This is a genomic window from Agromyces sp. ISL-38 (assembly GCF_018613935.1).
Lineage (GTDB): Bacteria > Actinomycetota > Actinomycetes > Actinomycetales > Microbacteriaceae > Agromyces.
The window spans coordinates 1-13,195 of record NZ_JAGGPF010000015.1 but is presented as its reverse complement, the minus strand read 5'-3'; the positions used below and the strand labels follow the sequence as shown (position 1 = coordinate 13,195).

The 13,195-nt window shown below is 68.4% G+C and carries 15 protein-coding genes and 2 pseudogenes; 9 read left to right on the top strand and 8 right to left on the bottom strand.

Features of this window, described 5'->3' with window-relative positions:
* Positions 1–275: 275 nt before the first annotated feature.
* Complete coding sequence (locus J7E25_RS16365; protein WP_214871238.1) at positions 276–1,451, bottom strand: alcohol dehydrogenase catalytic domain-containing protein; 1,176 nt, start codon at positions 1,449–1,451, stop codon at positions 276–278.
* A 103-nt stretch (positions 1,452–1,554) separates the two neighbouring features.
* On the opposite strand from J7E25_RS16365, the gene J7E25_RS16360 reads away from it, so the two are divergent.
* Positions 1,555–1,878, top strand: coding sequence for an ATP-dependent DNA ligase (locus J7E25_RS16360; RefSeq protein WP_214871237.1), 324 nt, complete (start codon positions 1,555–1,557; stop codon positions 1,876–1,878).
* A 24-nt stretch (positions 1,879–1,902) separates the two neighbouring features.
* Here J7E25_RS16360 and J7E25_RS16355 read toward each other — a convergent pair whose 3' ends face one another.
* Positions 1,903–2,112: a hypothetical protein gene (locus tag J7E25_RS16355; RefSeq protein WP_214871236.1), complete on the bottom strand. Its 210-nt coding sequence runs from the start codon at positions 2,110–2,112 to the stop codon at positions 1,903–1,905.
* A 185-nt stretch (positions 2,113–2,297) separates the two neighbouring features.
* On the opposite strand from J7E25_RS16355, the gene J7E25_RS16350 reads away from it, so the two are divergent.
* Complete coding sequence (locus tag J7E25_RS16350; protein WP_214871235.1) at positions 2,298–2,858, top strand: SRPBCC family protein; 561 nt, start codon at positions 2,298–2,300, stop codon at positions 2,856–2,858.
* Positions 2,859–2,971: 113 nt separating this feature from the next.
* Here J7E25_RS16350 and J7E25_RS16345 read toward each other — a convergent pair.
* Positions 2,972–3,277: pseudogene (locus J7E25_RS16345) on the bottom strand (hypothetical protein); the annotation flags it as partial.
* A 137-nt stretch (positions 3,278–3,414) separates the two neighbouring features.
* Positions 3,415–3,579: a hypothetical protein gene (locus tag J7E25_RS16340; RefSeq protein WP_214871234.1), complete on the bottom strand. Its 165-nt coding sequence runs from the start codon at positions 3,577–3,579 to the stop codon at positions 3,415–3,417.
* Positions 3,580–3,859: 280 nt separating this feature from the next.
* Between J7E25_RS16340 and J7E25_RS16335 the strand changes: the two genes are divergently transcribed.
* From J7E25_RS16335 to J7E25_RS16325, 3 genes are all read left to right on the top strand, one after another.
* Complete coding sequence (locus J7E25_RS16335) at positions 3,860–4,744, top strand: SDR family oxidoreductase (protein WP_214871233.1); 885 nt, start codon at positions 3,860–3,862, stop codon at positions 4,742–4,744.
* Between the two features lie 24 nt (positions 4,745–4,768).
* Entirely contained in the window at positions 4,769–5,035 is a 267-nt protein-coding gene (locus tag J7E25_RS16330; protein ID WP_214871232.1) for a Rho termination factor N-terminal domain-containing protein, read from the top strand.
* 89 nt (positions 5,036–5,124) lie between these two features.
* Positions 5,125–6,021, top strand: a complete 897-nt coding sequence (locus tag J7E25_RS16325) for a DNA topoisomerase IB (protein WP_214871231.1) — start codon at positions 5,125–5,127, stop codon at positions 6,019–6,021.
* Positions 6,022–6,024: 3 nt separating this feature from the next.
* Here the strand turns inward: J7E25_RS16325 and J7E25_RS16320 are convergent, their stop codons facing one another.
* Both J7E25_RS16320 and J7E25_RS16315 read right to left on the bottom strand, forming a co-directional pair.
* The gene (locus J7E25_RS16320) at positions 6,025–6,369 is read right to left on the bottom strand and encodes a hypothetical protein (protein WP_214871230.1); all 345 of its coding nucleotides are present in this window, start codon (positions 6,367–6,369) and stop codon (positions 6,025–6,027) included.
* A gap of 55 nt (positions 6,370–6,424) precedes the next feature.
* Entirely contained in the window at positions 6,425–8,959 is a 2,535-nt protein-coding gene (locus tag J7E25_RS16315; protein WP_214871229.1) for an ATP-dependent DNA ligase, read from the bottom strand.
* Positions 8,960–9,062: 103 nt separating this feature from the next.
* Between J7E25_RS16315 and J7E25_RS16310 the strand changes: the two genes are divergently transcribed.
* A complete protein-coding gene (locus J7E25_RS16310; protein WP_214871228.1) occupies positions 9,063–10,016 on the top strand; it encodes a Ku protein in 954 nt (317 codons plus the stop codon).
* Positions 10,017–10,095: 79 nt separating this feature from the next.
* On the opposite strand, the gene J7E25_RS16305 is transcribed toward J7E25_RS16310, so the two are convergent.
* The gene (locus J7E25_RS16305; protein ID WP_214871227.1) at positions 10,096–10,536 is read right to left on the bottom strand and encodes a hypothetical protein; all 441 of its coding nucleotides are present in this window, start codon (positions 10,534–10,536) and stop codon (positions 10,096–10,098) included.
* 200 nt (positions 10,537–10,736) lie between these two features.
* Positions 10,737–11,480, bottom strand: a complete 744-nt coding sequence (locus tag J7E25_RS16300; RefSeq protein WP_214871226.1) for a bifunctional 2-polyprenyl-6-hydroxyphenol methylase/3-demethylubiquinol 3-O-methyltransferase UbiG — start codon at positions 11,478–11,480, stop codon at positions 10,737–10,739.
* 179 nt (positions 11,481–11,659) lie between these two features.
* Between J7E25_RS16300 and J7E25_RS16295 the strand changes: the two genes are divergently transcribed.
* The 3 genes and pseudogenes from J7E25_RS16295 to J7E25_RS18025 form a co-directional block, all read left to right on the top strand.
* Entirely contained in the window at positions 11,660–11,941 is a 282-nt protein-coding gene (locus J7E25_RS16295; protein ID WP_214871225.1) for a hypothetical protein, read from the top strand.
* A gap of 222 nt (positions 11,942–12,163) precedes the next feature.
* A pseudogene (locus J7E25_RS18030) lies at positions 12,164–12,841 on the top strand (ice-binding family protein); the annotation flags it as partial.
* Positions 12,842–12,887: 46 nt separating this feature from the next.
* Positions 12,888–13,195, top strand: a 308-nt coding sequence (locus J7E25_RS18025) for a hypothetical protein (protein WP_251039210.1), incomplete at its 3' end; no start/stop codon positions are given.

The window sequence follows — 13,195 nt, the reverse complement described above, 5'->3', positions numbered from 1 at the left end:
CACGACGAACGGGGCGGTGCATTCGGGGACACCTCGCTCACCGACCCCGACCGCCCGAGGACTGTCGATCCCCTCGACCCGCGAAAGCCGGGCCGGGAGACGGGCGATCCGCTCGACCCTGATGGGCACGTGATCTGATCGCGCACAGCACGCGGCGGGCCTGAAGGAGTGTCTGCTAGCCCTTCAGGCCGGTCGACGCGACCCCGTCGATGATCTGGCGCTGTGCGAGGAAGACGACGATGATCATCGGGATCCCCACAATGGCGGACGTCAGATCACGGCTTCAACACGACCTTGATGCAGCCCTGCTCCTTTGCCTTGAAGAGCTCGTACATGTCGGGCGCACGGTCGAGCGGCACCCGGTGGGTGGCGAGGTCCTCAAGGCCGAGGGGGTCGGACTCCTGCTCGGCGAGGGGAAGCAGCTCGCTGATCCAGCGATGCACGTTGGACTGGCCGAACCGCAAGGTGAGCTGCTTGTCGAAGATGCGCAGCAACGGCATCGGATCGAGCGTGCCGCCGTACACGCCGCTCACCGAGACCGTGCCGCCACGACGCACGAGGTCGATCGCGAGATGCAGGGCGGCGAGTCGGTCGACGCCGGCCTTGGTCATCACCTGCTTCGCGATCCCGCTCGGCAGCACGCCGACGGCGTTCTGCGCGAACTCCGTCCCCGGGTTGCCGTGCGCCTCGAGGCCCACCGCGTCGACGACGGCGTCGGGTCCGCGCCCGTCGGTCGCATCGCGAATGGCGTCGGTCGCGTCATCCGTGAGATCGAAGACCTCGGCGCCGTATCGCTCGGCCATCAGTCGCCGCTCGACGACGGGTTCGATCGCGAACACCCGCACGCCCTCATGCTTCGCGATGCGCGCCACGAGCTGGCCAACGGGGCCGAGGCCGAGCACCCCGAGCGAATCGCCGGGCGCCACGCCGGCGTAGCGCACCCCCTGCCACGCGGTGGGGAGGATGTCACTGAGGTAGAGGTATCGCTCGTCGGGGAGGTCGTGACCCACCACTTGCGCGTTGGCGTCGGCGAGTCGCACGCGCAGGAACTCCGCCTGCCCGCCCGGCACCGAGCCGTAGAGCTCGGTGTAGCCGTAGAGCATCGCGCCCGTGCCGCGGTCGACGTTCTGGGTGGTCTCGCATTGCGTCGTGAGCCCCCGCGCGCACATGAAGCAATGACCGCACGCGATGACGAAGGGCACGACGACCCGGTCGCCGATGGCGACGCGACGTACCGCGTCACCCACGTCTTCGACGACCCCCATCGCCTCATGGCCGAGGATGTCGCCCCGGTGCATGAACGCCCCGAACACGTCGTAGAGGTGCAGGTCGGATCCGCAGATCGCGGCGGACGTCACCCGGATCACGGCGTCTGTCGGCTCGAGCACCGACGGTCGGGGAACCTCCTCCACGCGCACGTCGCGTGCGGAGTGCCAGGTGACGGCTTTCATGATCCGTTCCTACCCGCCCGTCGGTCCCCGTGGCAGGGGCTTGACAGTGACGAGCTGCCGAACTGCTCACCCATTGCACATCGTCGCGGGCTAGATTCGTGGCATGGGCAAGTTCATCTACAACTCCTCACCACGTGAGATCGAGATCGACGATCGCACGCTCGCCCATTTGCGCGTGGCCATCCTGAACAAACTCCGCCGATCGGAGAGCTTCGCAATGACGTGGGAGCACGGCGTGGAGAACGGCAGCGGTCGCACGACCATCTGGCTACACGAATCCATCCCCCTGCAGTTCGTCTTCAGCGGCAACCGCCCCCCGAAGCTGAACCGCCTCTGGATCGAGCAGATGCTCCTCTCGGCGAACAGCACGGCCGGCCTGCAGTTCGTGCCCGAGCCCGATGAGTCAGCCACCTTCGAAGGCGAGTAACCCGCTCAGTCCCGACTGACGCCCTCAGTCCACCGGCTCGATCTGGGTGCGGATGAAGGCCTTATCGCTCTCACCGAGGCGATCGCCTGCCTCTTCGCCGGTGATCTTCGAGATCTCATCGCGGACGACGTCATCGAGCTCGCCGTCGAGGTCCTCGAGGAGGTGATGCTTGGCCGTGATCGACAGTTGCGGCCACCAGCGCTCGGCATGGATTCCCTGCTCGTGTTCGCTCATCGTTCCCTCCAGGTTCCGGGCGCCGTACTCGGGCTCTTCACCCGCCGACGCACCATGGCGTGCTGTCCCCTTAACTCCGTGTTAGCAGCCGCGTATGCGACTGGCAACCCCCTCGTGGACCGCGCCACAGCGTGCCTAACGTGGGCTCCGAGCGCGGTACGCGCGCTCGGAACGAGAGGATGATCATGACCACGACAGTGACCGCAGACATCGAGGTCGACGTGCCCGTGCGGGTCGCCTACGACCAGTGGACACAGTTCGAATCGTTCCCCGAGTTCCTCGGCGGTGTCGACTCCGTCAGGCAGATCGATGACGTGATGACGCAATGGACCGTCTCCATCGGCGGGGTCAAGCGGGAGTTCGATGCCGAGATCGGCGACCAGGTTCCCGACGACCACGTCACCTGGCGGAGCGTCGGCGAGGTCGTGCACAACGGACGGGTGGACTTCCGCGCCCTCGGCGCCGAGCGCACCCGAATCGACCTCACCATCGAATGGGAGCCCGAGGGCTTCGTCGAAGAGGCCGGGGCTGCCTTGCAGCTCGACGACCTGCAGGTGAGAAGCGACCTCAAGCGATTCAAGGACTACATCGAAGAGCGCCGCACTCCCACCGGCGCCTGGCGCGGCGAGATCCACGGCGGCGAGCCCACGGTTCCCGACCAGAACGTCAGCGGCAGCGCGACGCCGCGGGACCCCTTCGCCCAGCCCGGCGAGGGCCTTCGAGGGAGTGACGCCGACCTGCTCTAGACGGTCTGCTTCTCCGGGCTCTGCTTCTCCGCGCCCCGTTTCGAGGGCTCGCTCTCGATCGGCTGCACATCGACGCCCACCTGCACCGGCTGGGCGTCGAGCGTGCTGATGGGCTCTTTGTCGAGCTGTTCCGGCACGAGCTGGATGCCGCCAGTGCTGTTCGCCGAGCGCATGAGGTCTTCGACCCAGCTGCGGCTCAGTTCAGGCGCTTCGGGCTCGTCGAAGACGAAGCGAAGCGGGATCGACGGATGCAGCCACAGCGTGCTTCGACCGCGCGGCTGGTCGTCGGCGTGCTGCCAGGAAAGAGTGAAGCTCTCGCCGCGGCGGAGCTTCGTGGTGACGGCGATCTTCAGGTGCGCGAGGGCGCGGTCCTCGATGCCGATCGGGGTGCCGGAGTCGCCGTAATAGAGAGTGCCCACATCATCGAGGTTACGCCGAGTGCGCCCCCGGCGATACGGGCAAACGCCGCGGAGCGTCGCACCAGAAGGAGGGCGGCCCGCAGGCCGCCCTCCTCCTGATGACCGGGCCTCAAGGCCCGATCACGCAACGCTTCGAGCTAAACGGTTCGGTTCCCGCCGAGGTACCGCACGAGGAACACGATGACCGCGATGATCGCCAGTGCGAGTCCGACCCAGAGCAGGAAGTTCAGGGACTGCACGACCCCGCCTGTGATCAGCAGCACGACGGCGACGATGGCGATGATGGCGACGAGAATGTTCATGATCTCTCCTTCTCGGGTGCCGTCCCGTCGTGTTGGACGAGCCCGGCTGGTCCCCGTCGAACTGGACGAGGGCTTTGGGGCGCGGTGACGCCCGGTGATTCGACGATAGGGAGTCGCGACCCCGCCAACTAGGGGTTGACCGCCGTTTCGGCGGCGTGCTAACTGCTCGTCATCGCTCGCTGGGAGAGCGCTTTTCTCGCACGCTCGGGACTGTCAACCCCCTGTAGGCATCGAACCCGCGCGCGTAGCTTTGGGCCCTTGGTATGAAGGAGGCTCTGCGATGACCGATGACCAGCTCGTCGACCCCACGACCAAGCATGCCCACGGGCCGTTTCCACGGCAGGAACAGCCGTCGCCGGGCCTGACCGACCGGATGACGCCACTCCCCGACCACGGCGAGCAGAGCTACCGCGGCAGCCGACGGCTCGTCGACCGACGGGCGCTCATCACCGGCGGAGACTCCGGCATCGGCCGCGCCACGGCGATCGCCTTCGCGCGCGAGGGCGCTGATGTCGCCATCTCCTACCTTCCGAGCGAGGAGGCCGACGCCGAGGAGACAGCTCGCTGGATCGAGGACGCCGGCCGGATGCCGCTCCTGCTCGCGGGCGACCTGCAGGATGAGGCCTACTGCGAGGACATCGTGCACCGCACCGCAGATGCCTTCGGCGGGCTCGATCTGCTCGTGCTGAACGCCGCGCACCAGCGCAATCGCGGCGGCATCGAAGAGCTGCCCACGGACGACTTCGAGCGCGTGATGCGGGTGAACATCTTCGCCCCGGTGTTCCTCGCACGCGCTGCGGTTCCCCTGATGCGCGCCGGATCGAGCATCATCACGACCACGTCGATCCAGGGCTTCGATCCATCGGCGGCGCTCGTCGACTACGCCATGACGAAGGCCGCGCTCGTCGCCTTCACGAAGGCGCTCGCCGAGGAGCTCGGGCCACGCGGCATCCGCGTGAACGCCGTCGCGCCGGGCCCCATCTGGACCCCGCTCATCCCGGCGACCGGATGGCCCGACAAGGTGCCCGACTTCGGCGGCAACACCCCGCTCGGCCGAGCCGGCCAGCCTGCCGAGCTCGCCGGCGCCTACGTCTACCTGGCCTCGGACGACGCATCGTACGTCTCGGGCGCGATCCTGCCGGTCACCGGCGGGCGCGGCCTCTGAGCGTCGAGAAGAAGGGAGCACACCATGCCCGGCCGCAGGAATGCATCGCTGAAGGACCCGAAGCTCTACGAAGAGCTTCGCGACGACGGCGCCTCGAAGGAGAAGGCCGCGCGCATCTCGAACGCGGCAGCCAAACAAGGCCGCAGCAAGGTCGGCCGCAAGGGCGGCAAGGCCGGCGACTACGACGACTGGACGGTCGACGCGCTGCGCAAGCGCGCCAAGGAGCTCGGCCTCAAGGGCTACAGCGGCAAGCGCAAGTCGGAGCTCATCACTGCACTGCGCAACCACTGAGCGGTCCGCGGATGCCGCGTCTGCGGCGCGTCGAACCGTATGTCTCACCCGGATTCACCCGGGTGAGACGTGGTCGTGGGTTCGGGTACGTGCACACTGACGGCGGCATCGCCGGGCGCGCCGAGCGGCAGCGCATCGCCGACCTCGCGGTGCCGCCCGCCTGGGAGGACGTCTGGATCGCGGATACTCCGAACGCACACATCCTCGCCGTCGGCGTCGACGCTGCCGGTCGGCGCCAGTACCTCTACCACCCGGTGTGGCGCGAGCGGCAGGACGCCGAGAAGTTCCTGAGGATGACGGCACTCGCCGAGGTGCTTCCCGGCGCTCGCAGGGGCGTCGTGCGCGATCTCGGCCTCGAGGAGCTGCCGCGCGAACGCGTGCTCGCTGCGGCCTTCCGCACGCTCGACCTCGGCGCAATCCGCATCGGCTCGGATGAAGCGCTCTCGACCGCCCGCAGCCGCGGCCTCACGACGCTGCTCGTGCGCAACGCCTCGCTGCTCGACGACAAGGCGGTGCGATTCCGGTTCCGCGCGAAGGGCGGCAAGACGCAGGACATCCGGATCGTGGATGCCTCGCTCGCGGCGTTCGTGGCCCGCACGACGCAGCGCTCGGCTGCCGCTCGCCTCTACGCGTGGAGCAACGGACGGGGGATGCGCGCCGTCAGTGCCGCCGACGTCAACGAGGACATCCGGTCGCGCACGGGAGGAGCGTTCACCGCGAAGGACTTCCGCACCCTGCGCGGCACGATCGCCGCGGCCGACCGGCTCGCCGAGCTCGGCCCGGCCGGTACGGCGCGTGCTCGGCGGGCGGCTGTGCGCGAGGCGATCGAACTCGCGAGCTCCCTGCTCGGCAACACCCCGACGATCGCGCGCGGCAGCTACATCGATCCGCGGGTCATCGCGGAATACGAGCGCGGACGGGTCATCGCCCCAGGCGGGGTTCGCGAGAGGGCGCTGCTCGAGTTGCTCGTCGAGCAGCCCGGCTGAAGCTCAGGCCTCGACTTGCTGCGTGGCGCGTCCGGCCACCGGGTCGGTGTCGAGATGCTCCTCGACGAGCAGGACGCCCCCCGTGCTGTTCGCCGACCGCATGAGATCTTCGATCCATTCCCTGCTGAGTTCGGGCGGCTCCGCCTCGTCGAACACGAAGCGCAGCGGGATCGAGTGGTGCAGCCACAGCGTGCTGCGCCCGCGGGGCTGGTCATCACCGTGCCGCCACGACACGGTGAAGCTCTCACCTCGCCGCAGCTTGGTCACGATCGCGACCTTCAGGTGCGCGAGCGCACGGTCGTCGATGCCGATCGGCGTGCCGGAGTCGCCGTAGTAGAGGGTGCCCACGAGTGAAGGCTACCCGACCCGGGTGCACCACTGTTTCGTCGCACGCTCGACCGTGTTACGGCGCCGAACCGCCCGGTTCACCCTCCCGCACGACGTCGCGAGGCGCCTTGTCGGGCCGCAGTCCGCGCCATGACGGATGCCGCGCCACGCCCGATCTCGTCCACTCGCCGAACTCGATCTCGCCGACGAGCTCGGGCTTCACCCACACGGCGTCGGAGGCGTCCACCCGGGGCACCTCGATGAACGGGGACTCGGGCTGCTCGAGCGGCCGCAGCGCCGCGATGAGGCGGTCGAGGTCGATCTCGCGGAAGCCCGAGCCGACCCGCCCCGCGTACTCGAGGCCGTCATCGCCGGGAACTCCGACGAGCAACGATCGGATGCGGCCGGTGCGGCTCCCGATGCCGGGGCGGTAACCGCCGATGACCACCTCTTGCGTTCGCGTGACCTTCAGCTTCAGCCACTCGTCGGAACGCACCCCCGGCCGATACGGGGAGTCCCGGCGCTTCGCGACGATGCCCTCGAGACCGAGCCGGCGGCTCTCCTCGAGCGCTTCGGCGGGCGTGCCGCCGGCCTGCTCCGGCAGTTCGAGCGGCACGTCGTCCCGCTCCCGCACGAGCCGCTCGAGCCGCGCGCGCCGGGTGTCGTAGGGCTCGCCCATCACCTCGTACCCCGCGATCTCGAGCACGTCGAAGAGGCGGAGCCGCACCGGAACGGATGCCGCGACTCGCTCGATCTCGCGAGGCTTCGACAGGTTCATCCGCTGCTGCAGCAGCCCGAAGCTGGGCCGCCCCTCCTCGTCGAGGGCGACGATCTCGCCGTCGACGAGCGCGTCGCCGCGAAGCGCGGAGGCGATGTTCGCGAGCTCCGGGTACTTCGCGGTCACGTCGTTGCCGTTCCGGGTGAGCAGGCGCACCCCGCCGTCGTCGGTGCGGGCGAGCACCCGGATGCCGTCCCACTTCCACTCGAGCGCCCAGCCCGCGGCGTCGAGCGACGCGACGACGGCGGGGTTCGTCGCGGTGGCGAGCATCGGCCGTTGCAGGATCGGGCCGACGCGCCCTGCGGGTTTCGCCTCCGCCTCCGGTGGTCGAGTAGCGCCCGCCGCGGGCGAACGCGTATCGAGACCGGGCCCCGGAGAAGGATCAGTCTCGTCTTCGGGTGCCTCGCTCGCGTGCCGCCCCTTCGACGTCGGACTCCAGTGTCCGGGACGCTGGTCCTTCATGCGGTGCATGAGCCACGTGCTCTTCTCGCCCTCGCCGTCGGTGCGGATGAGCGCGAGCCGCACTCGGCCGAGCGGCCCGCCGGGGCGGCCCTCGACGTCGACGATGACCTCGTCGTCGTGCCACTTCTCGGTCTCGTACGTGCCCGCGTCCCAGATCGTCATGGAGCCCGCGCCGTACTCCCCGGCCGGGATCGTTCCCTCGAACGAGCTGTACTCCATCGGGTGGTCTTCGGTCTGCACGGCGAGATGGTTCGTGCCCGGGTCATCCGGAACCCCCTTCGGCACCGCCCAGCTCTTCAGCACGCCGTCGCGCTCGAGGCGGAAGTCGAAGTGCAGGCGGCGGGCGTGATGCTCCTGGATGACGAATGTCGGCTCTCCCGCGGCAGCGGTGCCCCAGCTCGACTCGGGCATCGGCTCGGGGGTCGCACCGGCGTCGCGCATGGAGAGGTAGGTGCCGAGCGGACCGGCCGAGCCGGCGCCCGAGACGGCGAGCGGCGCGGTGGGATCGAGGCCGTCGGCGATCCGCTCGAGCACCTCGTGCGCATCGAGGTGTCGCAGGTCGGGACGCTCGAGCTCCTCCCACGTGCGGGGCGCCGCCACCGTGGGACGGAACTGCCCGCGCAGCGAGTACGGCGCGATCGTCGTCTTGTTCTGGTTGTTCTGGCTCCAGTCGATGAGCACGCGCCGTTCGCGGAGCATCTTGCGCATGCTCGAGACGATCAGCTCGGGGTGGTCGGCTTCAAGCGCCTTGGCGAGCTCATGAGCGATCTTCGACGCCTGCTGTGACGTCTGCGATCCGTCGAGAGGGGCGTACAGGTGGATGCCCTTGCTGCCGCTCGTCACCGGGAATGCCTCGAGGCCCATGCCTTCGAGGATGCCCCGCACGAGGAGTGCGACCTCGGCGCACTCCGCGAGACCCATGCCCTCGCCGGGATCCAGGTCGAACACCATGCGGTCGGGGTTTCCACGCGACCCGTCGGGCCGGAACCGCCACTGCGGCACGTGCACCTCGAGCGAGGCCTGCTGCGCGAGCCACACGAGCGTGGCCCGGTTGTCGGCGATCGGGTAGGTCTTCGGACCGTCGGAATGCTCGATGACCCCGCGCCGCACCCAGTCGGGCGCGTGCTCTGCGAGTGCCTTCTCGAAGAAGACCTGGCCCGGGGCATCCGGAGTTCCGACGCCCTGCACCCAGCGCTTGCGCGTGACCGGCCGGCCGGCGACGAGCGGCACCATCACCTTGGCGACCTCCGCGTAGTAGGAGATCACCTCGCCCTTCGTCATGCCCGTCTCGGGATACATGACCTTGTCGAGATTCGTCAGCCGGAGTCTCCGGCCGTCGACGTCGACGAGCTGACGCGTGCCCTCGGCCATGCACCCATCATGGCCCCTGGGGGTTGCGATTCCCCATCACGGCCGGCCCACCCCGCAACCGCCGGGTCTTCCCTCGCGAAGGTCGGGGGTGTCTACTTGAGGAATGCGAGCCGTCTGGAAGGGCGCGGTCACATTCGGCCTGGTCAATGTGCCCGTCAAGCTGTACAGCGCCACCGAAGATCACGACGTGTCACTGCACCAGGTGCACGACGAAGACGGTGGGCGCATCCGATACCAACGCAAGTGCGAAGTCTGCGGCAAGGTCGTGGCCTACAAGGACATCGACAAGGCGTATGACGACGGTGAGCAGACCGTCATCATCACCGACGACGACCTGAAGGCGCTTCCCGCCGAGCGCAGCCGCGAGATCGAGGTCATGGAGTTCGTGCCGAGCGACCAGATCGATCCGATCATGTTCGACCGGAGCTACTACCTCGAGCCCGACTCGGCATCGTCGAAGGCCTACGTGCTGCTCCGGCGCACCCTCGAGTCGACCGACCGCACGGCGGTCGTGCAGATGGCGTTGCGGCAGAAGACGCGGCTCGCCGCGCTGCGCGTGCACGGCGACGTGCTCATGGTGCAGACGCTCCTCTGGAGCGACGAGGTGCGCGAAGCCGCGTTCCCCGCGCTCGACGAGTCGGTGAAGATCTCGGCGAAGGAGCTCGATCTCTCGAAGCAGCTCGTCGAGAGCCTCGTCTCCGACTTCGATCCCGAGCAATACGTCGACGAGTACCAGCAGGAGCTGCGAACCCTCATCACGGCGAAGATCGAGCAGGGCGAGTCGCTCGACACCGCCGCGACCTTCGGCGAGGTCGAAGAGGAGGAGGGCGGTGAGGTCATCGACCTCATGGAGGCCCTCAAGCAATCGATCGCAGCGAAGCGCGGCGGAGGCGGCGGGGCGAAGTCGGACGGCGGGGAGAAGGCGTCGAAGTCCTCGGGCTCGAAGTCGTCGGTGTCGAGGTCGACGGCATCGAAGTCGCCGGCGTCGAAGTCGTCGGCGTCGGGCGACGGCGCGAAGAAGAAGGCACCCGCCGCGAAGAAGAAGGCCGCCTCATAGACGAGGGCGCGCGCTCATAGACGAGGGCGCGCGGCATCCGTCGATCGGATGCCGCGCGCCGCTCTCGTTCGGAAGGGGCTCAGCCCTCGGTGTCGCTGGTGCAGCCCGCGGTGACCTCGGCGGCCGCCTCGGAGATGCCCTCCTGCTGGGCAGCCACCGCGTCGGCGTCGACCTCGGCCTCGGGGTCGCTCGGCAGCGTCGCAGCGAACGCTGCCGCCTCGTCGAGCTTCTCACCGAGCGCCTCGAGCGCGTCGGACAGGCCTGCATCGTCGCCCGCCGTCTTGTCGATCGCGTCGACACGCTCGCGGTAGCCCTCCATCGCCGCTTGCACGTCGCTCGGGTCGCCGCCCGCGGCGAGGGCGTTCTGTGCGCCGTTGGAGATGTCGCGTGCCTCTGAGCGCACAGTCTCGCACGCGTCGGTCGCGGTCTCGCCGCCGCCACCGCCGCCACCCGTTGCGCAGCCGGTCAGCAGCAGTGCGCCCGCGAAGACGAGCGCCACGGACGTCTTGATTCGTTGCATGGTTGAATCCCCCTGGTCGTGGTGCTCATAAGCCTAGCGACGACCGCCCGACATGGCGCGCCCGACCGGACGGCCGAGTGCGCGCCCGCCTGCGCCGCCCGGTCGTTCGGCCCTCAATCTGTGCGCCGTGTGCTGTGAGCGGGTCGACTTGCGGGAGGCGTTCGGTGTCCTTGCCGCTGCACTACCTGCGTCTCTTTCGCTCAGGCTCTGTGCCGTGCGAGCAGGCTGTACGCATTCGGGACCTGGCCGTTCCAAGCGGCTGCGTCCATGCCGCCGGGCCGCCAGAACGGTTCGGGGTGCTCCTCGAGGTGCAGGATCTCGAAGCCTGAACCGGTGATCGTCATGATCGTCTCGGCGAATGTTCGCTGGTACTCGACAGCACCGCCTGCAGGAAATGAATCATTGACATGGCTTCGGGCGAAGTACCCACGGTCGCTCCGAACCTCGACCTTGTCGCGGTCCCAACTCCACAGCGGCGTCAGGGGGTGCGCTTCGTAGATGAAGAGGTGACCTCCTGGCCGCAGCAGACGGCGCATCTCGATCAGCCATGCCTCCAGATCGTCGACCCAGATCAGCGCACCCTTGCCGGTGTAGACGAGGTCGGCCGAGTTGTCCATGAGTCCACTCGCCGGCAGCGTCGCGGTCACATACCTGCAGTCGACGCCGAGTTCGTCTGCCCGGCGCTGCGCTGCGGACGCGGCGGTGGGGCTGTAGTCGACGCCGGTGACGCTACCGGCACCGAGGTGTATCAGCGCGACGTCGTCGATGCCGTGGCCGCTCATCGGGTGCACCACGTCGGAGTCGACGACGATGTCGCGGAGCACGGTTTCCTCGACGGGGAGCAGACGGGCGTACTTCGCCTCGTCGAGCAGCTCGTTGTACTCGCGGATGTGCTTCTGCGACGCTGATTCCCACGCCTGCTGCGTGTTGCTGTGAACGGTCATCAACCCACACTCTCAGAAGATCAGTGCTGACACCATCGCTCGGGTCAGGGCTCCGTCATCCCTGAAATCAACACTTCGAGTTGGCTGACAGCCCACGTCCCGTCCTGGTCGCAGCAGACAATTCATCTCTCGGAGTCAAGGGGCTGCGGATGCCGCGTGGTGCGGCTTATGCTCGCCGCATGAACGGAGCAGACGAGAACGTCGAGCGCGAGAATCCCGCGGCGGGACCACCTCGACCGAAGCCCCTCACCGATGACGAGCTGATCCGCAAAGACGTCAGCTACAGTCCCGGCAGCGAGGCCGAGACGGCGGCGAAGCAGGATGCGTCGCTGCCCGAAGACCTCGACGAGGACATCGACGAATCACGTGTCAAGACCGTGCCCGGAACGGGCGGCCCCGACGACACGGGCGACGTGGACGTCGACCCCGACGAGCTCAACATGCCGCACAACCCCAGCTGAGCCGGCGCCGCCAGCCTCGCGCGAGGGTAGCACTCCGATGGGTTGCCGCATAGCGGTTCACAAGAATGGGCGCTCGAGCCGGGCGCATTCACAGTCTCGCGCCCCCCGAATGAGGACTTTATCCTCCGTTTCCTAGGCGATGCTCGGCTCCGCGCATACGGTGAGCTTGGCTCACTTTGGGCTGTGTTCCTTCGCATCTCGGGGGATGATAGGGCGGTTCCCATGGGAACCCACATTTCCACTCGCACCCGTTCCACAGGTGTTTCATGGCGTTACAAGACCAGCGCGGGGGCGGTGGTCGCTATCGCTGGCATTGCGATGGTTGCGTTGACGGGGGCAATCCCGAGCGCCTATGCAATTGCCACGTCCGTCGGTCTGGGAACCGCGGACTCCTACGTCGTTCTCGGGGGCGAATCCGTGACGAACACGGGTCCGAGCGTCCTCAACGGGGACCTCGGCGTCTCTCCCGGCACCTCGATCACCGGCTTCCCGCCGGGCACGGTGGTCGGCGGCACGACTCACTCGACCGACGCGCACGCAGCGCAAGCCCAGATCGACCTGGTCACGGCATACGACAATGCTGCGGGGCAGGCTTCTGACGCGAGCAGCCCGCCGGACCTCGGCGGACAGACACTGGTCGCGGGCGTCTACACCTCTGCCTCCACAGCCGGGTTGACCGGAACACTCACGCTCGATGCGCAGGGCGATCCGGATGCCGTCTGGATCTTCCAGATCGGATCCGCGCTCACCACGGCATCGAGCAGTGTGGTCTCGCTGATCAACGGCGCCCAGGCGTGCAACGTCTTCTGGCAGGTGGGCAGCTCGGCCACGCTCGGCACCGGCTCGGTCTTCGTCGGGACCATCATGGCGATGGCCTCGGTGACGGTTACGACCGGCACCGACGTCGAGGGCCGCGCCCTCGCTCGCACGGGATCGGTGACGCTCGATGACAACGTCTTCACCGACCCTCGGTGTGGCGAAACCGGCCCTCCTGGTGAACCTGGTGAACCTGGCGCTCCTGGGGAACCCGGCGCTCCTGGCGAGCCCGGCGAACCTGGTGCTCCCGGTGAACCCGGCGCTCCTGGGGAACCCGGCGCTCCCGGTGAACCTGGTGAACCTGGTGAACCTGGTGAACCCGGCGCTCCTGGGGAACCCGGCGCTCCTGGCGAGCCCGGCGAACCCGGCGCTCCCGGCGAACCCGGCGCTCCCGGCGAACCCGGCGCTCCCGGCGAACCCGGCGAACCCGGCGCTCCC